Source organism: Neobacillus sp. Soil_C_43 (assembly GCF_057656715.1).
This window is the reverse complement of sequence record NZ_JBDGJV010000001.1, coordinates 307548-330146: the sequence shown is the minus strand read 5'-3', so window position 1 is coordinate 330146 and position 22599 is coordinate 307548. Positions and strand designations below refer to the sequence as shown.

General features: G+C 37.2%; 25 protein-coding genes. All 25 read left to right on the top strand.

All coding sequences use genetic code 11. The features are described 5' to 3' along the window. Positions 1 to 104 precede the first annotated feature (104 nt). Positions 105 to 713, top strand: coding sequence for a YphA family membrane protein (locus AC3A54_RS01710; RefSeq protein WP_487653148.1), 609 nt, complete (start codon positions 105 to 107; stop codon positions 711 to 713). Between the two features lie 173 nt (positions 714 to 886). After that, on the top strand, positions 887 to 2197 hold the full coding sequence (gene der / locus AC3A54_RS01705; RefSeq protein WP_487653147.1) for a ribosome biogenesis GTPase Der: 1311 nt from the start codon (positions 887 to 889) through the stop codon (positions 2195 to 2197). A 20-nt stretch (positions 2198 to 2217) separates the two neighbouring features. Beyond that, positions 2218 to 3267, top strand: coding sequence for an NAD(P)H-dependent glycerol-3-phosphate dehydrogenase (locus AC3A54_RS01700; RefSeq protein ID WP_487653146.1), 1050 nt, complete (start codon positions 2218 to 2220; stop codon positions 3265 to 3267). A gap of 308 nt (positions 3268 to 3575) precedes the next feature. Next, positions 3576 to 3761, top strand: a complete 186-nt coding sequence (locus tag AC3A54_RS01695; protein WP_308083369.1) for a DUF2768 domain-containing protein — start codon at positions 3576 to 3578, stop codon at positions 3759 to 3761. A gap of 31 nt (positions 3762 to 3792) precedes the next feature. Further along, on the top strand, positions 3793 to 4503 hold the full coding sequence (locus tag AC3A54_RS01690) for a hypothetical protein (protein WP_487653145.1): 711 nt from the start codon (positions 3793 to 3795) through the stop codon (positions 4501 to 4503). 368 nt (positions 4504 to 4871) lie between these two features. Next, positions 4872 to 6350, top strand: a complete 1479-nt coding sequence (gene spoIVA / locus AC3A54_RS01685; protein ID WP_308083371.1) for a stage IV sporulation protein A — start codon at positions 4872 to 4874, stop codon at positions 6348 to 6350. Between the two features lie 284 nt (positions 6351 to 6634). Continuing rightward, entirely contained in the window at positions 6635 to 6907 is a 273-nt protein-coding gene (hbs, locus tag AC3A54_RS01680; protein ID WP_066060959.1) for a non-specific DNA-binding protein Hbs, read from the top strand. A 378-nt stretch (positions 6908 to 7285) separates the two neighbouring features. Beyond that, a complete protein-coding gene (gene folE, locus AC3A54_RS01675) occupies positions 7286 to 7852 on the top strand; it encodes a GTP cyclohydrolase I FolE (RefSeq protein WP_335547570.1) in 567 nt (188 codons plus the stop codon). 32 nt (positions 7853 to 7884) lie between these two features. After that, a complete protein-coding gene (gene mtrB / locus AC3A54_RS01670) occupies positions 7885 to 8121 on the top strand; it encodes a trp RNA-binding attenuation protein MtrB (protein WP_335547568.1) in 237 nt (78 codons plus the stop codon). Between the two features lie 190 nt (positions 8122 to 8311). Further along, complete coding sequence (locus tag AC3A54_RS01665; RefSeq protein ID WP_487653144.1) at positions 8312 to 9133, top strand: heptaprenyl diphosphate synthase component 1; 822 nt, start codon at positions 8312 to 8314, stop codon at positions 9131 to 9133. A gap of 4 nt (positions 9134 to 9137) precedes the next feature. Then, a complete protein-coding gene (locus AC3A54_RS01660; RefSeq protein ID WP_335547564.1) occupies positions 9138 to 9842 on the top strand; it encodes a demethylmenaquinone methyltransferase in 705 nt (234 codons plus the stop codon). A gap of 42 nt (positions 9843 to 9884) precedes the next feature. Next, positions 9885 to 10847 (top strand): heptaprenyl diphosphate synthase component II, encoded by a 963-nt coding sequence (gene hepT / locus AC3A54_RS01655; protein WP_335547578.1) that lies wholly within the window; start codon positions 9885 to 9887, stop codon positions 10845 to 10847. Between the two features lie 111 nt (positions 10848 to 10958). After that, positions 10959 to 11405 (top strand): nucleoside-diphosphate kinase, encoded by a 447-nt coding sequence (gene ndk, locus AC3A54_RS01650; RefSeq protein WP_487653143.1) that lies wholly within the window; start codon positions 10959 to 10961, stop codon positions 11403 to 11405. 168 nt (positions 11406 to 11573) lie between these two features. Next, positions 11574 to 12746, top strand: coding sequence for a chorismate synthase (gene aroC / locus AC3A54_RS01645; protein WP_487653481.1), 1173 nt, complete (start codon positions 11574 to 11576; stop codon positions 12744 to 12746). Beyond that, positions 12746 to 13816 (top strand): 3-dehydroquinate synthase, encoded by a 1071-nt coding sequence (aroB, locus tag AC3A54_RS01640; RefSeq protein WP_335547562.1) that lies wholly within the window; start codon positions 12746 to 12748, stop codon positions 13814 to 13816. Before aroC ends, aroB begins: the two co-directional genes overlap by 1 nt. A 14-nt stretch (positions 13817 to 13830) precedes the next feature. After that, positions 13831 to 14205, top strand: a complete 375-nt coding sequence (gene aroH / locus AC3A54_RS01635) for a chorismate mutase (RefSeq protein WP_335547560.1) — start codon at positions 13831 to 13833, stop codon at positions 14203 to 14205. 51 nt (positions 14206 to 14256) lie between these two features. Continuing rightward, positions 14257 to 15345 (top strand): histidinol-phosphate transaminase, encoded by a 1089-nt coding sequence (hisC, locus tag AC3A54_RS01630; protein WP_487653142.1) that lies wholly within the window; start codon positions 14257 to 14259, stop codon positions 15343 to 15345. A 38-nt stretch (positions 15346 to 15383) separates the two neighbouring features. Further along, a complete protein-coding gene (locus AC3A54_RS01625) occupies positions 15384 to 16487 on the top strand; it encodes a prephenate dehydrogenase (RefSeq protein ID WP_487653141.1) in 1104 nt (367 codons plus the stop codon). A gap of 28 nt (positions 16488 to 16515) precedes the next feature. Then, a complete protein-coding gene (aroA, locus tag AC3A54_RS01620; protein WP_487653140.1) occupies positions 16516 to 17805 on the top strand; it encodes a 3-phosphoshikimate 1-carboxyvinyltransferase in 1290 nt (429 codons plus the stop codon). A gap of 104 nt (positions 17806 to 17909) precedes the next feature. Further along, positions 17910 to 18806, top strand: coding sequence for a hypothetical protein (locus AC3A54_RS01615; protein WP_487653139.1), 897 nt, complete (start codon positions 17910 to 17912; stop codon positions 18804 to 18806). Between the two features lie 29 nt (positions 18807 to 18835). After that, entirely contained in the window at positions 18836 to 20101 is a 1266-nt protein-coding gene (locus AC3A54_RS01610; protein WP_487653138.1) for a tetratricopeptide repeat protein, read from the top strand. Between the two features lie 32 nt (positions 20102 to 20133). Further along, positions 20134 to 20700: a ReoY family proteolytic degradation factor gene (locus AC3A54_RS01605; protein WP_308083384.1), complete on the top strand. Its 567-nt coding sequence runs from the start codon at positions 20134 to 20136 to the stop codon at positions 20698 to 20700. A gap of 89 nt (positions 20701 to 20789) precedes the next feature. Then, entirely contained in the window at positions 20790 to 21254 is a 465-nt protein-coding gene (locus AC3A54_RS01600; protein WP_487653137.1) for a YpiF family protein, read from the top strand. A 141-nt stretch (positions 21255 to 21395) separates the two neighbouring features. Next, positions 21396 to 21902: a QcrA and Rieske domain-containing protein gene (locus AC3A54_RS01595; RefSeq protein WP_308083386.1), complete on the top strand. Its 507-nt coding sequence runs from the start codon at positions 21396 to 21398 to the stop codon at positions 21900 to 21902. A gap of 3 nt (positions 21903 to 21905) precedes the next feature. After that, a complete protein-coding gene (qcrB, locus tag AC3A54_RS01590; RefSeq protein WP_308083387.1) occupies positions 21906 to 22580 on the top strand; it encodes a menaquinol-cytochrome c reductase cytochrome b subunit in 675 nt (224 codons plus the stop codon). Positions 22581 to 22599: the final 19 nt, after the last annotated feature.

The following is a 22599-nucleotide window of genomic DNA, read 5'->3' as shown; positions in this document are numbered from 1 at the left end:
CACACCTCCTCTTAATAAGATGATACACATTGGAAATATTATTCGAGGAAGTATGAAAGTACATAAAGATTACCAATAATGAAAATAATAGGAGGTGTGTGGAAATGGAAGGGGCAATGTTTTATTGGATTTGTTGGTCATTTTGGGTGTACCTAACATTTATTTTAGATAAACATCATCCATATCGTTTGAAGCTTTCGGTATTCGTTCTACTCTTAATAATATCTTCAAATTTTCATTTTACTTTTGCTGAAGTTGAATTTTATGCTAGCGGATTTTATTTATTGATTTTATCTTATGCGTTGATCAGTCAGGAAAAAATAGGAGCTATTTTCTATTATTTTATCTGTTCCTTTATTGTCTCAATGGCGTATGTGACCTTTCATTTGTTTGAGATTTTTGATCCTATTTGGATTATATTTAAAAAAGAGTGGATGATGGGAATATGCTTTGGTTATTTAGCCATTCTATTGCAAAAAACACTAAGAGGACGATTACTCATTATTTTAGCTGGAACAATGCAGGGGGAATTTTTATACGCCTATATCCTAAGTAAATATCAGTTTCCATATACGATTGGTGCTTTTGCATACTTAGATGTATGTGCATTAATTTCTGCTTTACTGGTTGGCTGGAGTATTTTTGAAAATGCTGGTGTTTTTTTACAAAATCATCTTCACTTTCTTGAAAAAGGGAAACAAAAATCGTCATGAATTAGATTCATGGCAAGCTTTCCATTGAGGAAAGGATTAACATTTGTTAAAATAATAAAGTTAGGCCCTTCTACATAACAGAAGGGTTTCTTTACTTAATAAGAACTCTATAAATGTTGCTAACATAATAAAATATATTTTTAATATAAGAATAAGAAAGGATGGCGATCAAAATGGTTAAACCTGTTATTGCCATTGTAGGACGGCCAAACGTTGGTAAATCTACTATTTTTAATCGAATCGTTGGTGAACGAGTTTCTATCGTAGAGGATATTCCTGGAGTTACAAGAGATCGTATTTATAGTTCTGGTGAGTGGTTAACACATGACTTTAATGTAATTGATACGGGTGGAATTGATATTGGTGATGAACCGTTTTTAGAGCAAATTCGTCAGCAGGCAGAAGTGGCAATCGATGAGGCGGATGTTATTGTCTTCTTAACAAATGGTCGAGAAGGAGTAACAGCTGCGGATGAAGAAGTAGCAAAAATTCTATATAAGTCTAAAAAGCCAATTGTATTAGCTGTAAATAAAATCGATAATCCTGAGATGCGTGAGCAAATCTATGATTTTTATGCACTTGGATTTGGGGAACCGATTCCAGTTTCTGGCTCACATGGTCTAGGACTAGGAGATTTACTGGACGAAGCAGCAAAACACTTTCCGAAAAATAAGCAAGCAGATTATGATGATGATGTCATTAAGTTTTCTTTAATTGGGCGTCCGAATGTTGGGAAGTCTTCACTTGTTAACGCGATATTAGGTGAAGAACGTGTTATTGTCAGCAATATTGCTGGGACAACGCGTGATGCTGTCGATTCACCGTATACGTATGATGGAGGAAAATATGTCATAATAGATACAGCAGGAATCAGGAAAAAAGGAAAAGTGTATGAAACTACGGAGAAGTATAGTGTGCTTCGTGCGCTAAGGGCGATTGAACGTTCCGACGTAGTCTTGGTTGTTATTAATGCCGAAGAAGGTATTATTGAACAGGACAAGAAAATTGCAGGTTACGCACATGAGGCAGGACGAGCCATTGTTATTGTGGTTAACAAATGGGATGCGGTAGAAAAAGATGAGAAAACGATGAAGGAACTAGAACAAAAGATAAGAGAACATTTCTTATTTCTTAGTTATGCTCCAATTGTATTCTTATCTGCAAAGACGAAGAAGCGAATTCATACCCTCCTTCCGATGATTAACACAGCGAGTGAGAACCACTCAATGCGTGTAGAAACAAGTGTGTTGAATGATGTTATTATGGATGCAATTGCTATGAATCCAGCACCAACTGACAAAGGGAAACGCTTGAAAATTTATTATGCAACTCAAGTTGCAGTAAAGCCTCCTACTTTTGTTGTTTTTGTCAATGAACCAGAATTATTGCATTTCTCCTATGAACGTTTCTTAGAGAACAGGATTAGAGATGCGTTTGGTTTCGAGGGAACCCCTATCAAAATTTATGCTAGAGAAAGAAAATAAAGATAAGGTGGGTGTAATATATGCAGGATCAGAAAGCAGCAATAGCTGTTGTAGGCGCAGGGAGCTGGGGCACAGCACTTGCGATGGTTTTAGCCGATAACTCACATGAAGTTCGTTTGTGGAGCCATAACGATGTCCAGGTAAAGGAAATCAATGACTGTCATACAAATAAAAAATATTTACCTGAAATTGTTCTCCCAGATTTAATAGTTGGGTATGCATCCTTACATGAATCATTGGACGGAGTTGACACTGTCATCTTAGCAGTCCCAACCAAAGCAATTCGTGAAGTTCTAGGAAAAATACGAGGCGTCATTTCAAGTCCAATTACCATTGCGCATGTTAGTAAAGGAATTGAACCAGATACACTTTTACGTATATCAGAAATGATTAAAGAGGAAATGCCCAAAGAACTGTTGCAGGATGTGGTTGTTCTTTCTGGTCCAAGTCATGCGGAAGAGGTAAGTCTTAGACACCCCACAACCGTTACCGTTACATCTGAAAATATGGCTGCTGCTGAAAAAATCCAGGATCTTTTTATCAATCATAATTTCCGGGTATATACAAACTCAGATGTTATCGGAGTCGAAATTGGTGGTGCACTAAAGAATATTATTGCATTAGCTGCGGGGATTACAGATGGTCTAGGGTATGGAGATAATGCTAAAGCTGCATTAATGACTCGTGGATTGGCGGAAATTGCTCGTCTAGGCACCAAAATGGGTGCTAATCCGTTAACGTTTTCTGGATTAACTGGAATTGGTGATCTTATTGTTACATGTACCAGTGTTCATTCGAGAAACTGGCGAGCTGGAAATTTGTTAGGCAAAGGCAAAACCTTGGATGAAGTCCTTGATAACATGGGGATGGTTGTAGAGGGTGTTAGAACAACAAAGGCTGCTTATCAGTTAGCTAAGGAGTACAATGTAAACATGCCCATTACAGCTGCCTTATATGATGTCTTATTTAATGGGAAAAACGCGAAGGACGCAGTTGATGTATTAATGGCCCGTGGTAAAACCCATGAGATGGAAGATTTAGTTAATGTGTTAGATGAACGAAATATATAGTCTATTTGAAGCCGTTTCATTAGTAACAGTTGGCAAGAAATATAAATAATTTTGAATGATTTATTTTCTTGTGGAAAAATGTGCATTTTTATAAAGAAAATAGGCGTACGATGATACGCTTTCTATGTAGATTGCATACAATGCAACGAAGCAACCTGGTAGTATGACGCTGGAGTTTGGGTTATTTAGTCCAATTGGCTGAAGTAAAGAATTCGCCCCTCTTTACTTCAGTTTTTTTCTGTCCGAAAGTTATTTAGATAAGGACAAGGTATGTTATAATTAATTTTTGAAAAAAGGGGGAATTAGAGTTGTCACCAGCAATGATTAAAATGTGGATTTCAATCGCAGGAATGGGTTTGATGTTTCTTGCAATTATTACCATATATTTTAGCAGGTATAAGTTAAAAGGAGTTCTACGAGTTATTACAGCTTTTTTTGCTTATTTATTTATGCTCGTCGCCGGCTTGACTTTGCTTATCGTTTTCTTTACTTAATATCCTAATACATAAATCTAAAGGTGATTTTATGAAAATAAAAATGTTAGGCCTCATACTTGTTATTACCGCTGCTCTTTTATCCGGGTGTATGTATCCTAAAGAGGAATTAACCCAAAATCAAATACCATATAAAGATCAAGTTCAGGCAGTACAAACGGCCGTTGATGACTTTAAAAGGGACAATGGTGGAATTTTGCCGATAAAAACAAAGGAAGCAGAAACGCCTATTTATCAAAAATACCCCATTGAGTTTAAGAAATTATCGCCAAAGTATATAGCAGAGCCCCCTGGAAATGCCTATGAAAACGGAGGGATTTTTCAATACGTCCTTGTTGATGTGGAAACAAACCCAACCGTTAAGTTACTGGACTTAAGGATGACAGAAACCATTCGAGAGCTTAAACTGAGGATTAAAACGAAGGGCTATCCACCCTATAAAACTCAAATTGCAAAAAATGTGTTTTCACTTGATTATAAAAAACTAGGCTATGAGACGGCTCCGTTTGTTGTGAGTCCATATACCAATCAAAATCTATCCCTGGTGATAACGGGGAGTGCGGAGGTCTATGTAGATTATCGCCCTGATCTATATCAAAAGTTAAAGAATAGTGACATAGTGGTCAAACCAGGTGAAGATATTCGTTCTATTTTGGTCAAGGATTCTATGTTTGTTCCAGCCTATTCACTACCGTACACCATTGATATAAAAACGAAAGAGCCTATATTCCTAGAAGAGTAGATTGGTTTTTCCTACTTTCAAGTTGTGCAAATAGTCCTAAAGGATATAGCTGCTAATATTTTTTTTAGTCATAACCCTTTTCCTAAGAAATATATTGTAGGAGAAGGGTTTTTTTTGCTAAAAAATTTATCGTGATATGGAAGTTAGTTTGCTTCTGTATCCGTGACAATAGTTAGAAACCCTCCATAACATCATACGTTCAGAGAAATACAGATATCAGAGCATCAGGTGAATTTTTAATAAGGGGGGTAAAAAATTTTAGAAAAGTGTCATAAGAATGTAGGACAACGTCATAAACATATACTGTCCAAAAATACCTAAAATGGATGATATTATCCCACTTTACTCTATGATCAGGAGGGGATCACTTGGAAAAGGTAGACATTTTTAAAGATATTGCCGAGAGAACTGGAGGCGATATTTATTTAGGAGTAGTAGGAGCAGTTCGTACAGGAAAATCAACTTTTATCAAGAAATTTATGGAGCTTGTTGTTTTACCGAATATAAACAGTGAAGCGGAGAGATCAAGGGCACAAGATGAGTTGCCACAAAGTGCAGCAGGTAAAACAATTATGACAACAGAACCTAAATTTGTGCCTAATCAGGCAGCTACGGTTCATGTAGATGAGGGCTTAAATGTTAATATTAGGCTCGTAGATTGTGTGGGTTATACAGTACCAGGAGCCAAAGGGTATGAGGATGAGAATGGTCCAAGAATGATTACAACACCTTGGTATGAAGAGCCTATTCCGTTCCATGAGGCAGCAGAAATTGGTACGAGAAAGGTCATTCAAGAGCATTCAACAATCGGAGTTGTTGTAACAACAGATGGTACGATTGGAGAAATACCAAGAAGTAACTATATTGAAGCTGAGGAAAGAGTCATTAACGAACTTAAAGAAGTTGGTAAACCTTTTATTATGGTCGTTAATAGCGCTCAACCATACCATCCAAGTACAGAAACGCTTAGATCAAGTTTAGCTGAAAAATATGACATCCCAGTCATCGCTATGAGTGTAGAAAGTATGCGCGACAGTGATGTCCTAAATGTCCTTCGTGAGGCACTTTACGAGTTCCCAGTACTTGAAGTCAATGTAAATCTTCCGAGCTGGGTAATGGTATTACGTGAAAACCATTGGCTTCGTGAAAGCTATCAAGAGGCTGTCAAAGAGACAGTTAAAGATATCAAAAGATTAAGAGATGTGGATCGGGTAGTTCAACAATTCAGCGACTTCGACTTCATTGATAAGGCTGGGTTAGCTGGAATTGAAATGGGTTCAGGAGTTGCGGAAATTGATTTATTCGCTCCGGACGAATTATATGATGATATTTTAAAAGAAATTGTTGGGGTTGAAATCCGTGGAAAAGATCATTTGCTTGAATTAATGCAGGATTTTGCTCATGCAAAAGCAGAGTATGATCACATTGCGGATGCTTTAAAAATGGTAAAGCAGACTGGTTACGGCATTGCGTCACCAACACTTTCTGATATGAGCCTTGAAGAACCAGAAATCATCCGTCAAGGAGCGAGATTTGGAGTAAGATTACGTGCTGTAGCACCATCTATTCATATGATTAAAGTTGATGTAGAATCAGAGTTTGCTCCAATTATCGGGACGGAAAAACAAAGTGAGGAGCTTGTACGCTACTTAATGCAAGACTTTGAGGATGATCCATTATCCATTTGGAATTCTGATATTTTTGGACGAAGCTTGAGTTCCATTGTTCGCGAAGGCATCCAAGCAAAGCTTTCCTTAATGCCAGAGAACGCAAGATATAAATTAAAAGAAACATTAGAGAGAATTATAAATGAAGGATCAGGCGGCTTGATTGCCATTATCCTCTAGCACGGGACTCCCTTTTGGAGTCTTTTTTTTGTTATTCTCTCAGAATTTGTAAGAAATAATAGTCCAATATAGTAGAATTTTGTTGAATCAAAGAAAAGATTACCATTATTTCATGAAATCTTCTTGATATGCTGAATTGATTGTGATAATCTTTTAACAGAATTACGTTATATATCTAATAAAACCGCGCTATGACGTATAGAAATTAGAAAAATTGTTTAGAAATGTAGATAAGTAATCTTATTTACGAATCTTGATGATAACTTTGGGAGGAGGTGAAAGGCATGAACAAGACAGAACTTATTAATGCAGTTGCTGAGGCTAGCGAGCTTTCTAAAAAGGACGCGACTAAAGCAGTTGATGCTGTTTTTGATGCGATTTTAGATGCTTTGAAAAACGGTGATAAAGTACAATTAATCGGCTTCGGAAACTTTGAAGTACGCGAGCGTGCAGCACGTAAAGGTCGTAACCCACAAACTGGTGAGGAAATCGAAATCGGTGCAAGCAAAGTTCCAGCTTTCAAACCAGGTAAAGCGCTTAAGGATGCAGTAAAATAATTACATAATTTATTGCTTTAAGCGAATAGGCTAAAGCAAAAAGGTCATGGAAAATTCCATGGCCTTTTTTCTTTTGGCTCTGTTATACTTGCCTGTTGATTTTCGCTCCAGGCACAAGCGGTTCGTGGGTGTTTCGGCGAGCCTCCTCGGCGCTAGCGCCTGCGGGGTCTCCCCTGAACCATACTCCCACAGGAGTCTTCGTGCCTTCCGCTCCAATCAACAGGGTGTAAATATCAACACTGTTCTTTAACACAGCCTTTCTTTTATCTATCGTAAAGATAGGTTCCTTGAAATACTTTGTTTTTGCTTGAACTGTAAATTGTGCTAATATGTATTTGTCATATATACTTAACAGATATACATTAGGAGGAATTTAGAATGTCACAAGTAAATCGTGCCCAAATTGAAGAGGCGGTACGTTTAATATTAGAAGCAATTGGTGATGATCCAAACAGGGAAGGTGTTCTTGATACACCTAAGCGTGTGGCAAAAATGTATGAAGAGGTTTTTAGTGGCTTAAATGAAGATCCAAAACAACATTTTGAAACAATATTTAGTGAAGACCATGAAGAACTAGTATTAGTAAAAGATATCCCATTCTATTCTATGTGTGAACACCATCTGGTGCCTTTTTATGGGAAAGCGCATGTAGCGTATATACCTAAAAATGGTCGCGTCACTGGATTAAGTAAACTAGCAAGAGCAGTTGAAGCTGTTGCAAAAAGACCTCAATTACAAGAACGAATCACTTCAACAGTTGCTGATAGTATGATGGAGAAACTAGAGCCACATGGTGTCATGGTTGTTGTTGAAGCAGAGCATATGTGTATGACTATGCGCGGAGTAAAAAAACCTGGCTCGAAAACTGTTACCACTGCGGTCCGTGGATCACTTGCTGATGATGCAATTGCTAGGTCTGAAGTGCTTTCCTTAATAAAATATTAAGGTGAATTATTTTTACTATTGGAGTGAAGAAAGTGGAAAAGCGCAATCCGCAAAATAACGAGTATGTGGTCATTAAGGCTATTGAAGATGGAGTAAGTGTAATAGGCTTAACAAGAGGCACTGATACTAGATTTCATCATTCAGAAAAGCTGGACAAGGGAGAAGTGCTAATTGCTCAATTCACAGAGCATACTTCAGCCATTAAAATTAGAGGAAATGCCCAAATTCTCACACAGTATGGTGAAATGGAAAGTGAAATAAAGAAATAGGTGTTTCAAAAGTTAAAATTGATTAAATGATTATTTTGTGAATTCCTGCCCATAAGATACCTTTTATGATATAATGGTGTCTGCCTTGTTTTTAAAGATAGGAATAGGATCTTCTTTATTTTATGGGCATGAATTTTACTTTTTAAATAGAAAATAGAATACATAAAGACATTACTTCGGGGAAGCAAGGGTGATTAAATTGCAGGACATTCGACGAAAATTTACAAATATTAGAGAGCAGGTCGAAAAAAAAGTTTTTGACGCATACCTGCTCGACCATATTGAGACGCCCATCATAGATGAAGATAAGCTCCTTATCCTTATTTCAATCATGGACCGTATCGAATTGTCTTATAGCAAAATGCAAAATTACGCCATGTCAACGATGCTTATACAAATTGCCCTTGATACCCATGAACATATATCAAACTTTTCAAAAGATGAAAAAAGCCGACAATTAACGGTTTTAGCTGGGGATTATTTTAGCGGACTATATTATAAGCTACTTGCTGATTCGGATGATATAACGCTTATTAAGGCCCTTTCTGAAGGAATCAAACAAGTGAATGAACAAAAAATCTCTGTTTATCAAAAAGAATCAGATGGTATCGAGAAGTTAATGGCAAGTATTAAAGTAATTGAGAGTGCTTTACTAATGAAACTATCAGAGGTTTTTAAAGTAGAGCTATGGAATGATTTCTTAGCACATTTATTTTTATTCAAACGATTAATAAAAGAAAAAAACCAATTTATTCAGACAAAAAGTTCATTGTTATTTGAGGCACTGAAAAAAATTGTTTTTCCAATCAATGAATACAGATTAAAAGAGATTTCGGGTGAACAACAAAATCATTTACTAATGATTTGTGATCAATATATTGAGTTATCAAGACAAATTATTGAAAAAGGATTAGACCAGCTTCCTTATTTAAATGATGTGCTAGAAACGAGAATTTCTACGTTATTGAAAGAATATAAGCCATATGCAAAAACTTTTGTGGAAGAAGGGTAAAAACATGCAGCAATCGAAAGAACAGCGAGTTCACAATGTCTTTGAGAAAATTTCTGATAACTACGATAAAATGAACTCTGTTATTAGTTTTCAGCAGCATATCAAGTGGCGCAAAGACACCATGAAAAAAATGAATGTTCAACCCGGTTCAAAAGCACTCGATGTTTGTTGTGGAACAGCTGATTGGACGATTGCCTTAGCAGATGCTGTTGGGCCTGACGGTAAAGTTGTTGGCTTAGATTTCAGTCAAAATATGCTTAAAGTAGGCGTTGAAAAGGTAAAAGAACTAGGGCTAAAGCAGGTTGAACTTGTTCATGGTAATGCCATGGAGCTTCCTTTCCCAGATAATAGTTTTGACTATGTAACAATTGGCTTTGGTTTAAGAAATGTACCTGATTACCTTCAGGTGTTAAAAGAAATGCAACGAGTTGTAAGACCTGGCGGGATTGTTGTTTGCTTAGAAACATCGCAGCCAACCTTGATCGGCTATAAACAGCTTTACTATTTTTACTTCCGTTTTATTATGCCGATGTTCGGTAAATTACTCGCAAAGAGCTATAATGAATATGCGTGGCTTCATGAATCAGCAAGGGATTTTCCAGGGATGAGGGAGCTTGCCCGCATGTTTGAACAAGCTGGCTTAACCGAGGTAAAATACAAGCCTTATAGTGGTGGAGCAGCTGCTGTTCATATTGGTAAAAAAAAATAACGGATTGAAATCGAAGACAGGATGAAAAGCAGGGTGAATACAATGAAATTAAAAATGATGTATTCATTTTTGAATTCGGATATTAACTTAATAGAAAAAAAGCTTGAAGAGACGATTCAAACCGAGTCTCGTTTACTCAAACAAGCTTCTATGCATACATTACAAGCCGGAGGAAAAAGGATTCGTCCTGTTTTTGTTTTGCTTGCAGGTAAATTTGGACATTATGATATACATGTGATGAAAAACGTTGCTGTTGCCCTTGAACTTATTCATATGGCTTCACTTGTTCATGATGATGTGATTGACGATGCTGACCTTCGCCGTGGTCAACCAACCGTTAAATCCAAATGGGATAACAAAATTGCAATGTACACAGGTGACTTTGTTTTCGCTCTTGCATTAGAATTGATGACAAATATTAAAAATCCCACTGCCCACAAAATACTAGCCAATACAATCGTAGAAGTGACAGTAGGGGAAATTCAGCAAATAAAAGATAAATATCGTTTTAATCAAAATCTCAGAGATTATCTCCGCAGAATTAAGAGAAAAACGGCCCTATTAATTGCTGTTAGTTGTCAACTAGGTGCGATAGCTGCTGATGTTGAAGAATCTGTTCATAAAAAACTTTATCGTTTCGGTTATTACGTTGGTATGTCATTCCAGATAACGGATGATATTTTAGATTTTACGGGTACAGAAAAAGAACTTGGAAAGCCTGCAGGAAGTGACCTCCTCCAAGGAAATATCACTGCACCAGCACTTTACGCAATGGAAAATGCTGCAATTCGTCAAGAAATCCTAAAGGTGCATGCAGAAATGGATTCTACCGAAATTACTAAAATTATCTCTCTAATTAAACAATCAGGTGCTATCGAGAAATCAATCGCACTAAGTGATCGCTACTTAGATAAAGCTTTAGCTGTACTGGAAGAATTACCTGCAAACAAAACACAAAAAACACTTCGTGATATTGCAAAGTTTATTGGGAGAAGAAAGTTTTAATGCAATCATCTATTTATATCAACTTGCACAATATTCGAAAAAATGGTAACATTTTTCATGGATTGTTTTCGACTAACAATCAATATACATAATTAATTAGGAGTGGAATTCATGGAAAAAACATTTTTAATGGTAAAGCCTGATGGCGTACAGCGTAATTTAATCGGTGAAATCGTTTCACGATTTGAAAGAAAGGGCTTCCAATTGGTTGGAGCAAAGTTAATGAACATTCCTACTGAACTTGCGGAGGAGCATTATGGTGAGCACAAGGAGCGCCCTTTCTTCGGAGAATTAGTAGACTTTATTACTTCTGGCCCAGTTTTCGCGATGGTTTGGCAAGGTGAAAATGTAATTGCTACTGCCCGCCAAATGATGGGATCAACTAATCCAAAGGATGCAGCGACAGGAACAATCCGTGGAGACTTTGGATTAACAGTTGGTAAAAATGTTATTCATGGATCGGATTCTCCTACTAGTGCTGAGCGTGAAATCGGCTTATTCTTTAAGGATACTGGAGTAGTTGAGTACACAAAATTAGTCAACGAATGGATTTACTAATCTAAATAATTTAGAGGCACTTGTATAGTCATTATACGAGTGCCTTTTTGTATACGATTACAAAATATTTTTCCTTATTTTCTGAATAGTTATACTAGGTTTATTGAGCATGATATGTTATATTGATACATAATTCTTTAATGAGTTGAAGGGGGAAAGAGAATGGGGATTAGATACTTAACAGCAGGAGAATCTCATGGACCGCAACTAACAACAATTTTAGAAGGCTTTCCTGCGGGGATGCCATTATTAACTGAGGATATTAATGAGGGACTAGCAAGACGTCAAAAAGGTCATGGTCGTGGGAGAAGAATGCAAATCGAGAAAGATACGGCAGAAATCGTATCAGGTGTTCGACATGGACAAACACTTGGCTCACCAATTGCCCTTGTGGTTAAGAATAATGACTGGAAACACTGGACGAATATAATGGGTGCTGAACCCTTAAATGAAGGACAGGAAGACGAAATTAAGCGTAAAATAACGCGTGCTAGACCAGGTCATGCTGATTTAAATGGAGCAATAAAATATGGCCATCGAGATATGAGAAATGTTCTTGAACGTTCATCAGCCCGTGAGACAACTGTAAGGGTGGCAGCAGGTGCAGTTGCAAAGAAATTGTTATCCTTAGTTGGTGTGGATGTCGTTGCTCACGTAGTAGAAATTGGCGGAGTGACAGCCAATGTTGACTCTTCGTTATCCATTGATGAACTGAAGGAAAGAGCAGAACTTTCACCTGTTCGTGTAGCAGATCCAAATGTGGAAGTAGAAATGATGGATGCAATTGATAATGCAAAGAAAAATGGAGATTCAATTGGTGGGGTAGTAGAGGTTATTGTCACAGGCATGCCTTCTGGAATCGGAAGTTATGTTCATTATGACCGGAAACTAGATGCAAAGCTAGCAGGTGCCATTGTCAGCATCAATGCCTTTAAAGGTGTTGAATTTGGAATTGGCTTTGAGGCAGCAAGAAAGCCTGGGAGTGAAGTGCACGATGAAATTGCTTGGAATGAAGAGAAGGGCTATTACCGCAAGACCAACCGACTGGGTGGCTTTGAGGGAGGAATGACAACAGGAATGCCGATTGTTGTTAGGGGTGTGATGAAGCCAATCCCAACCCTTTATAAGCCTTTAATGAGCGTGGATATTGAGACGAAAGAGCCTTTTGCTGCCAGTGTTGAACGTTCAGATAGCTGTGCTGTACCTGCTGCTGCTGTAGTGGCAGAACATGTCATTGCTTGGGAGCTAGCGAACTCGCTAGTGGAACAATTTTATAGTGATCGTTTTGATACATTTATGGATGAAATTAAAAGGCAGCGTGAATATGCGAGGAAGTTTTAATGGAAACCATTCAAATTCAAACGGAGTCGAAAAGTTATCCTGTCTTTGTTGGGGAAGGTGTAAGAAAAGAATTGAATGATTTTTTATTCAATCATTTTACTGACCTAACAAGAATATTAATTATTACGGATGAAACGGTTGCCAGACTTCATTTACAAGAGCTACAAAAGGTTCTAAGTGCATGGAACCCTATTATTTTTATAGCTCCTAGCGGAGAAAAGGCAAAAACCTTTGATGTATATTATCAAGCTCTGTCTACAGCACTCGAAAACGGTCTTGACCGAAAATCTGTTATTCTTTCCTTTGGTGGCGGAGCAGTAGGAGATTTGTCAGGCTTTGTTGCAGCTTCCTACATGAGAGGGATTCCGTTTATCCAAGTCCCGACTACAATATTAGCTCATGACAGTGCGGTAGGTGGTAAAGTTGCAATTAATCATCCGCTTGGGAAAAATATGATTGGAGCTTTTTATCAGCCAGAAGCTGTTTTTTACGACTTGGAATGGTTAAAAACGCTTCCCGTGCAAGAAATTCGCTCTGGCTTTGCTGAGGTTATTAAGCATGCACTTATTTCTGATTCTGACTTTCTTTATTGGCTAAAAGCAAATATTCCTGATATCCAATCAATTAGCCAAGAGCGATTAGCTGATTCCTTAATAAAGGGTATAGGAATTAAAAATAAATTTGTATCTCAGGATGAGAGAGAAACAGGGGTACGAGCCTATTTAAATTTTGGTCATACATTAGGACATGCGATTGAATCGGAAATGGGATATGGGAACTTCACCCATGGGGAAGCCGTCATGATTGGAATGGTGTATGCCTTAAAACTCAGCAATCAACTTTTGAATCTATCGTTTAATGTAACCGAATTTGTTCGATGGGTGAAAGAACTAGGATATGATATAAAACTGCCAAGTCATTTGTCCTTTGAACAGTTACTGAGAAAAATGAAGCAGGATAAAAAGTCAATTGGTCAATCGTATCGGTTTGTATTATTGGAACAAGTTGGTCAGCCAAAACTACAGGAAGTATCTGAAAAGGTTTTGTTAGAAGAGTTAAAAAGGTTATAAAAAGGGGGATTTTCATGATCAGAGGGGTAAGAGGAGCTACGACTGTTACTGAGAACTTAGAAGAGGCTATCGTTTCTGCGACTGAAGAGCTTCTAACAAATATGATAGAGATGAATGAAATACATCCCGATTCAGTTGCATCTATATTCATTTCCACAACCGAAGATGTAAATGCAACATTTCCTGCAAAGTCACTACGGAGGTTTCAAGGATGGACCTATGTGCCTGTAATGTGTATGCGCGAAATTCCAGTTCAGAACTCCTTGAACATGTGTATAAGAATAATGATGCATGTAAATACATCAAAATCACAACAAGAAATCCAACATATCTATTTAAATGAAGCGAAATCACTAAGGCCTGACCTTGACAGTAGGTTGTCATTATAAGAGAATCCTGTTAAAAGAAAGTTATAACCATAAACGATTGGAGTGGGGAAAATGAGATGGAAAGAACAATTATTAACACTGACTCCCTATCAACCAGGAAAATCAATTGAGGCAGTAAAGAAAGAGTTTAAATTGGATCAGATTGTAAAATTGGCATCAAATGAAAATCCTTTTGGATGTTCCAAACAGGCAATGGCTGCTCTTTTAGATCATCAATCTAGTATGGCTATCTATCCTGATGGCTATGCGACTCATTTAAGAGAGATACTTGCTTCTTTTTTAAATGTTGATATGGAAGAACTTATTTTAGGAAATGGTTCAGACAATCTAATTCAAATTATTTCTAGAGCACTATTACATTCCAATGCTAGTACGATTATGGCGACACCAACCTTTTCACAGTACAAGCATAATGCTGTTATTGAAGGTGCCGTTATTAAGGAAATTCCGCTTGTAGAAGGTGAACATGATTTAGATGCTATGCTAGAGGCTGTTGACGAACAGACCAATATTATTTGGGTATGCAGCCCAAATAACCCAACAGGTACATATATACCAGAACAAAAATTAAATAACTTCCTTGATCGGGTTCCATCACATATTCTTGTTGTTCTTGATGAAGCGTACTATGAGTATGTTGTGGCGGATGATTACTATGATTCCATTAATCTAACACGAAAATATGAAAATTTAATTGTCCTAAGAACTTTTTCTAAAGTATACGGACTAGCTGCTTTAAGGGTTGGCTACGGGGTTGCGAATCCAGCGATTATCAAAGCACTTGAACCTGCTAGGGAACCGTTTAATGTGAATACTTTAGGGCAATTAGCAGCAGCAGCTGCCGTGAAGGATCAGGTTTTTGTCGAAGAATGTAAAATAAAAAATAGACAGGGTCTTGAACAATATTATTCATTTTGTGAAAAATTTGATCTTAGCTATTACCCTTCTCAGACCAATTTTATACTAATTGATTGTCAAACAGACGGGGATGAGGTTTTTCATTATTTACAAACAAAAGGATATATCGTACGTTCCGGTAGACCACTTGGCTTCCCAACTGCTGTTAGAATTACGGTTGGTTCTTTTGATCAGAACGAAGGTGTACTAAACGCATTAAGCGAATTTCTAGCTGAAAAGTAAACATGTTCTTGCGCTTTTCATATTAGGGGGAAAAATCAATGAAAGGCCGGGTCTTTGTTATTGGTTTAGGGTTGATTGGTGGTTCATTAGCTTTATGTATCCAAAAAGAACATAAAGCAACCATTATTGGATTTGATATTAACAGCGAACAAGCCCGTCTTGCCAAAATGTTGGGTGTAATTGATGAGATAGCTGAAAGTATTACAGCTGGTGCAATAAATGCGGATTTAATTGTTATCGCTGCACCTGTTAATGAGACGAAACAAATTATTCAGTTGCTTTCAGAGTTACCATTAAATCCCAATGTCATTGTGACTGATACAGGAAGTACAAAAACAAAAATTGTAGAAAGTGCGACTAGCTTAAAGGAGCAAGGTATCACTTTTATTGGTGGACATCCGATGGCTGGCTCTCACAAAAGTGGTGTTTCTGCTGCGAAAGAAATACTATTTGAAAATGCATTTTATTTACTAACACCTGAAAGGCATATTGCAAATAGTAAGGTAGACCAATTGAAGAATTGGTTAAAAGGGACTAGTGCAAAATTTTTAATTATATCCCCGGAAAATCATGACTATCTTACCGGAATTGTTAGCCATTTTCCTCATATTATTGCGGCATCGATTGTTAGACAGACAGAAAAATTATCAGAATCTGAAAGTCTAATTCCCCGGTTGACTGCAGGCGGATTTAGGGATATCACTCGTATCGCCTCAAGTAGCCCCGAGATGTGGAAAGATATTTTACTTAATAATCGGGAAATTTTAATAAGATTGCTAGAACAATGGCAGGATGAAATGAATGGGATAAAAACATTACTTGAAAGTGAAAATAGCGGGGCAATTTTCAATTATTTCAAGCAAGCAAAGGAATTCCGTGATGGTCTGCCGCAGAAGGAAAAAGGAGCTATACCTGCCTTTTATGATTTGTTTGTAGATGTACCAGATTACCCTGGCGTAATTTCTGAAATAACTGGCTACCTAGCTAAAGAAAACATTAGTATTACCAATATTAGAATTCTAGAAACAAGAGAAGACATTAATGGAGTTTTAGTTATCAGTTTTCAATCCGATGAGGACCGGCAAAGAGCAGAACGATGTATTGGTATCTACTCAAGCTACGCAACCTCCAATGGTTATTAACAAAAAATGATTTAAAAAGGTGATTTTTATGGCAGCATTAACACTTAAGACTGATATTGGCCGTTTGTTTGGTGAGGTAACCATTCCTGGAGATAAATCAATCTCTCACCGGTCGGTTATGTTTGGTTCCGTTGCACATGGTGTGACAACGGTAACTAACTTTCTAAAAGGTGATGATTGTTTAAGTACCATCTCCTGTTTCAGGAAACTCGGTGTAAGAATTGAGGAAAGTAATGACCAACTACGGATCTTCGGAAATGGCTTTGAAGGGTTAACAGAGCCGAATGAGCTATTGGATGTTGGCAACTCTGGGACGACTATTCGATTATTAATGGGTATATTAGCGGGAAGACCGTTTTTTTCATCGTTAATTGGTGATGAGTCAATTGGAAAAAGACCAATGACAAGGGTAACCAATCCATTATCAAATATGGGTGCAAAAATAGACGGGAGACATAATGGATCCTATACTCCCCTTTCTATTCGTGGTGGACATTTAGAATCAATCAACTATACACTCCCTGTTGCAAGTGCGCAGGTGAAATCTGCACTCATACTAGCTGGTTTACAGGCGGATGGAGTGAGTCAGATCATTGAGCCAGCTGAAACGCGTGACCATACTGAAAGAATGATTCGTAGATTCGGTGGCAAAATCGAAAAAGATAACAAAGTAATTACGGTCAAAGGTGGTCAAAAACTAACAGCAGCTTCGATCCATGTTCCTGGTGACATTTCTTCAGCTGCCTTTTTCTTAGTTGCAGGGGCAATTATATCAGGGAGTGAAATCCACCTTAAAAATGTTGGCCTTAACTCAACTAGAACAGGGATTATAGAAGTATTGCAAAAAATGGGTGCTGATTTAGAAATACATGAAAATCAGGACAACAAGTTTGAACCTACCGGAGACCTAATTATCAAGTCTTCATCTCTTAAGGGAACAATCATCGAAGGTGATTTGATTCCAAAATTAATTGACGAGGTTCCAATTATTGCTCTTATGGCAACTCAGGCTGAAGGGGACACAATCATTAAAGATGCAGAAGAGCTAAAGGTAAAAGAAACCAACCGCATTGATACGGTGGTGCAAGAACTAAAAAAATTAGGGGCATCAATAGAGGCGACTGAGGATGGGATGGTTATCCATGGAAAGTCCAAATTACATGGTGGAGTTGTTTCAAGTCACGGAGATCACCGCATTGGGATGATGCTGGCTGTAGCCGCCCTCCTGAGTAAGGAAGAGGTCCTCCTGGAGAAACCAGAAGCTATTTCCGTTTCATACCCTAACTTCTTTGAACATTTAAATAACCTTATTCAATAAAGCTGCATTTACTGCGGCTTTTTTTTGTGGAAAATACTCTCGAAGTCATAGTTTTGTCATTTCGAGCATAGCTTGTCTTAAAGAGAAAAGCAGGTGGTGTGCTCTTGTATATTATTGAAAATGCCAATATCCTTAAAGGCGAGCAGCTAACTTCATGTTCAATCCTAGTTACAGAAGATCGGATAACTACAGTTCAAGGTAGTTTACCTCATTATCGGTTAATGAAGATGAATATTGAACCATTTTTTATGACCCCTACTTTTGTGCTTTTAAATTCAACCATCCCGAATATTCGGTCCTTTCCAGAGATGAAAAAATGTTTGATTGAACAATTCCTGTTAAAGGGCTGTACTACGTTATTTACCTATGCAAATGTTTTTTATGAAAATGAATTAGAAGAAAAGATAAATGAAGTAAAAACCTCTTTAATAAGTTGCCCGATTGATTTTATTATTGGGGTGAAGATTCCTGTACGCCTTATAACACCAAACTTTATTAGAAACTGTAAGAAAAATAAAGTGCCAGCCATATTCGTTGAACTTACAAATCAAGATGAGTTAGAAAAAATACCATGGGGATGGATAAGGGAAGCCTTGTTTCCTTTTAACTGCCCACTTTTTCCAATAATTTCTCCCACATTAAAGAAGGAACAAAAGGTAGTCTTGTCGAAATGGAAAGGTATCATGGTAAAAGAAAAAATACCTTCACACTTCGATGAAATAATTGAAGATCAGCCCTTGACAGTACATTTATTAAATAAAATTGGTTTATATCCGCAAAAAGCTAGCCTAATGAGTGGAACCGAGTTAAGCTATAACTTGTATTTAAGACGTAGAGAAATCAAGAAGGTTGATGAACTTCATTTATTTCATTATCATGGTGATAGACTGGCAGTTACAGTTCACAAAGGAAAGGTGATCCGTTCAGCGGGAAATGTTTTATTTAAACCTGGAAATGGAGAACATGTTAAGGTGCGAACCCCATCTTATTTTTCTTTGTAAAATCAAGGGGGAGAAGAGGTATTATTCCAATGGACAGAGTAAATAAAATTATTACCTTATTAGAAAACGGCCAACATAATGAGGCCTTAACTGAATATAATGTTGTATTAAATAGCGGCATGCCTGAAGAGAAATATTTACTTGGAGAAGAGTTGTACCAATACGGTTTCCTAGAAGAAGCTAAGGCATTAATTGAGAATCTGTTAAAAATTTACCCTGAAGAGGGAGAGCTTCTTGTTTTGCTGGGTGAAATATTAGTTGAGGCAGGAGAGGAAGAAGAAGCCATTCTAGTCCTTGAAAAAATTTCAGAACAAGATGCTAATTATGGACAGTCATTATTATTGCTAGCAGACCTTTATCAAATCCAGGGTCTTTATGAGGTATGTGAAAGAAAACTTTTAAAAGCAAAAGAAATATTGCCAAATGAAGTAATCATTGATTTTGCTTTAGGAGAGCTATTTAGTGAACAAGGCGAAGTAACAAAAGCAATGAATGCTTATGAAGTGGTTTTAAAGGAAGAACACGAAATTGCCGGTGTCAATATACATCAAAGAATGGCTGACTTATTGAGCGCTTCTGGAGCTTTTGAGGATGCGTTGATGTATTATGATAAAGCACTAGATGAAAAGTTAGAAATTAACACATTGTTTGGTTATGCTTTTACTGCTCTCCAGGCAGGATACAACCGGACTGCCATTGAAAAATTTAATGAACTAAAAGGCCTTGATCCAGAATACCATTCACTTTATTTACATCTCGCAAAGGCCTATGAGCGGGAAGAGGAACTAGAAAATAGCCTTGAGGCAATAAAAGAAGGAATTAAACAAGACGAATTTAATAAAGAACTATTTTTTTATGGTGGAAAAATAGCTATCAAGCTAGGAAAGGGAAAAGAATCAGAGGAATTTTTCCGTGAGTCTCTTGCATTAGATCCAGGGTTTACGGAAGCGGCTCTTACCTTAAATAAACTCTTTTTTCAACAAGAACGGTATGAGGACGTTATTGAGCTAATTTCTCAGATTGAGTATGTAGAGGATGAAGAACCTCAGCTTTTATGGGATTCTGCACTTGCATTTGAGAAGCTTGAAGCATATTCATACGCATTAGACAAATATGAAAGTGCATATACTTTCTTTAAGAATAATGAAGCCTTTTTACATGACTTTGGATATTTTCTAATTGAGGAAGGAAAAAACGACCGAGCCGCCGAAATTTTTAAACAACTACTAATTGATGATCCAACAAATGAAGAGTACTTAGATTTACTCGACCGATTAACCGAATTACAAGACTAAGAATGCTGATTATGCAGAGGAGGGAAACTATCATGGCAACCCCTGTTTCTGTCAACGAGAAGAAGGACTTTATTCGCTGGTTTTTAAATCACTACCAATTAAAGAGGAGAGAATGTGTTTGGATCTTAAACTATTTAATGAGCCACGATCAGCTAATGGAAAAGGTTCATTTTGTTGAGCAAGCACAGTACTGTCCAAGAGGATTGATTATGTCTACACACTGTGTAGATAAGGTGCCATTTCGGTTCTATAAGGAAAATGTCATGACAACCGATGCAGAAAAATCCTTTCATGATATCCGGCTTAATCGGGATGAGGATATATTTATCCAGTTAAACTTTCATGCTTCAAATCAAGCTCATCAATATGCTGCTGTTCTAGAAGAAAATCCATTCGTCCCAAAACATCTACAAGTGAATGAAAAGGATGGAGTAATTGCAGAACAACTTCTACAGAATAGTATAAAACGTTTTCAACGTGAGAAGTTACTTCAAATGATTGATGAAGCTCTTGACAAACAAGATCGTATGGCATTTGAAATGTTAACAGAAAAATTAAATAAACTAATGGCTGTTGAACAAAAGGGAAGTTTGCGCTAAGCATGCTTCTTTTTTTTATTTTGCTTTTGTTGTGTTGAAAAAATAATGATAATATATGGATAGTAATCAAAAAGGTTGGTGTAAATAAAATGAAATGGGTTCCACAAGATATAGAGACTTACATAACTGCGAAGGAATACGTAGATACTGCTATTATACCGCTTTATGCTGTTTCAGTTGGAGAGGATATGAAACAATCAGCCGCATCGGCTGAGTTTATTACTTTATTAACAAGTCATTTAGAAAGACAGTTTACAGGAAGACTATTATTATTCCCGCCTTTTACTTATCTTAAAAATGAGGTGAGAGAAAAAAGTGTAACAACCTTACAGGAGTGGGAAAAGACGATTTCACAAGGATCATTTAAGCATTTGTTTTACATAACATCCGACATTGATTGGAGAAATCGGGAAGAAGAACTAAATGGATCATTAATCTGGCTGCCAACTCTCCCGCTTGAACAGATGAATAATTCTCAGAAAATGGAAATGATTGATAGCCAAGTAAAACAGCTTTTTGTTCTTTTTACGCAAAAATGGCATGAAAATGAGTAAAACTATTCATATTATATGTTTTTAAAATAGTATGATATTGACCTTGCTTGCAGATTGATATATCATTGTTATGTCCTAGTTTTATATGTGTTTAATTTATTGTCCGCTGGACTTAACTTCGTGAATAGAGGGGGGATAATCATGAGTAAAGAGCGCGTTTCAAGACGTCAATTTTTGAGCTACACATTAACAGGTGTAGGTGGTTTCATGGCAGCCGGCATGTTAATGCCAATGGTTCGTTTTGCTGTGGATCCTGTATTAAAAGCCGAAGAAGGCGGAGACTTTATTGCAACAAAGCAAAAAGTTTCTGAAATAACAAAAGAACCAGTTCGAGTTGACTTTACCTTTAAGCAAAAGGATGCTTGGTATGAGTCAGAAGTAACTAATACGGCTTGGGTTTATAAGGGTGATGATGGAAAAATTGTGGCTTTATCGCCAACTTGTAAACATCTAGGCTGTACGGTTAACTGGAATACCGACAAGGAACATCCAGGTCAATTCTTCTGCCCATGTCATTACGGCCGTTATGAGAAAAACGGTAAAAACATTGCAGGTACACCACCGTTAGCACCACTTGATTTGTATCCATACAAAGAAAAAGACGGGTACCTTTATTTAGGAAAAGCTCAACCACGGAAGGAGGCGTAATCATTGTTAAACAAAATTTACGATTGGGTAGATGAACGTTTAGATATTACGCCTTTGTGGCGCGATATCGCAGACCATGAAGTACCAGAGCATGTTAATCCAGCGCATCACTTTTCAGCGTTTGTTTATTGCTTTGGCGGTCTAACATTCTTCGTAACTGTCATTCAAATTTTATCTGGTATGTTTTTAACAATGTACTATGTACCAGACATTAAAAATGCTTGGGAATCAGTTTATTATCTTCAAAATGAAGTTGCTTTTGGACAAATCGTACGTGGTATGCATCACTGGGGTGCAAGTTTAGTACTTGTCATGATGTTTTTACATACACTACGCGTCTTTTTCCAAGGTGCCTATAAAAAGCCTCGTGAATTGAACTGGGTTGTCGGAGTTCTTATTTTCTTCGTCATGCTTGGTTTAGGTTTTACAGGTTATTTATTACCATGGGATATGAAAGCGTTATTTGCAACTAAAGTTGGTCTTCAAATTGCTGAAGCCACTCCATTTATTGGAACTTATGTGAAGGTTTTACTAGCAGGTCATGAACACATCGTTGGGGCTCAGACATTAACTCGTTTCTTTGCAATCCACGTATTCTTCTTACCTGGTGCATTGCTTGGATTAATGGGAGCTCACTTTATCATGATTCGTAAGCAAGGTATTTCTGGACCACTATAAAATTAATCTGACATAGTAT

What these genes read in the sequence shown, in the direction of transcription:
- AC3A54_RS01710 (WP_487653148.1), top strand. Translation starts at nt 105, where the DNA reads ATGGAAGGGGCAATGTTTTATTGGATTTGTTGGTCATTTTGGGTGTAC.
- der (WP_487653147.1), top strand. Translation starts at nt 887, where the DNA reads ATGGTTAAACCTGTTATTGCCATTGTAGGACGGCCAAACGTTGGTAAA.
- AC3A54_RS01700 (WP_487653146.1), top strand. Translation starts at nt 2,218, where the DNA reads ATGCAGGATCAGAAAGCAGCAATAGCTGTTGTAGGCGCAGGGAGCTGG.
- AC3A54_RS01690 (WP_487653145.1), top strand. Translation starts at nt 3,793, where the DNA reads ATGAAAATAAAAATGTTAGGCCTCATACTTGTTATTACCGCTGCTCTT.
- hbs (WP_066060959.1), top strand. Translation starts at nt 6,635, where the DNA reads ATGAACAAGACAGAACTTATTAATGCAGTTGCTGAGGCTAGCGAGCTT.
- folE (WP_335547570.1), top strand. Translation starts at nt 7,286, where the DNA reads ATGTCACAAGTAAATCGTGCCCAAATTGAAGAGGCGGTACGTTTAATA.
- AC3A54_RS01660 (WP_335547564.1), top strand. Translation starts at nt 9,138, where the DNA reads ATGCAGCAATCGAAAGAACAGCGAGTTCACAATGTCTTTGAGAAAATT.
- hepT (WP_335547578.1), top strand. Translation starts at nt 9,885, where the DNA reads ATGAAATTAAAAATGATGTATTCATTTTTGAATTCGGATATTAACTTA.
- ndk (WP_487653143.1), top strand. Translation starts at nt 10,959, where the DNA reads ATGGAAAAAACATTTTTAATGGTAAAGCCTGATGGCGTACAGCGTAAT.
- aroB (WP_335547562.1), top strand. Translation starts at nt 12,746, where the DNA reads ATGGAAACCATTCAAATTCAAACGGAGTCGAAAAGTTATCCTGTCTTT.
- aroH (WP_335547560.1), top strand. Translation starts at nt 13,831, where the DNA reads ATGATCAGAGGGGTAAGAGGAGCTACGACTGTTACTGAGAACTTAGAA.
- hisC (WP_487653142.1), top strand. Translation starts at nt 14,257, where the DNA reads ATGAGATGGAAAGAACAATTATTAACACTGACTCCCTATCAACCAGGA.
- AC3A54_RS01625 (WP_487653141.1), top strand. Translation starts at nt 15,384, where the DNA reads ATGAAAGGCCGGGTCTTTGTTATTGGTTTAGGGTTGATTGGTGGTTCA.
- aroA (WP_487653140.1), top strand. Translation starts at nt 16,516, where the DNA reads ATGGCAGCATTAACACTTAAGACTGATATTGGCCGTTTGTTTGGTGAG.
- AC3A54_RS01610 (WP_487653138.1), top strand. Translation starts at nt 18,836, where the DNA reads ATGGACAGAGTAAATAAAATTATTACCTTATTAGAAAACGGCCAACAT.
- AC3A54_RS01605 (WP_308083384.1), top strand. Translation starts at nt 20,134, where the DNA reads ATGGCAACCCCTGTTTCTGTCAACGAGAAGAAGGACTTTATTCGCTGG.
- AC3A54_RS01600 (WP_487653137.1), top strand. Translation starts at nt 20,790, where the DNA reads ATGAAATGGGTTCCACAAGATATAGAGACTTACATAACTGCGAAGGAA.
- AC3A54_RS01595 (WP_308083386.1), top strand. Translation starts at nt 21,396, where the DNA reads ATGAGTAAAGAGCGCGTTTCAAGACGTCAATTTTTGAGCTACACATTA.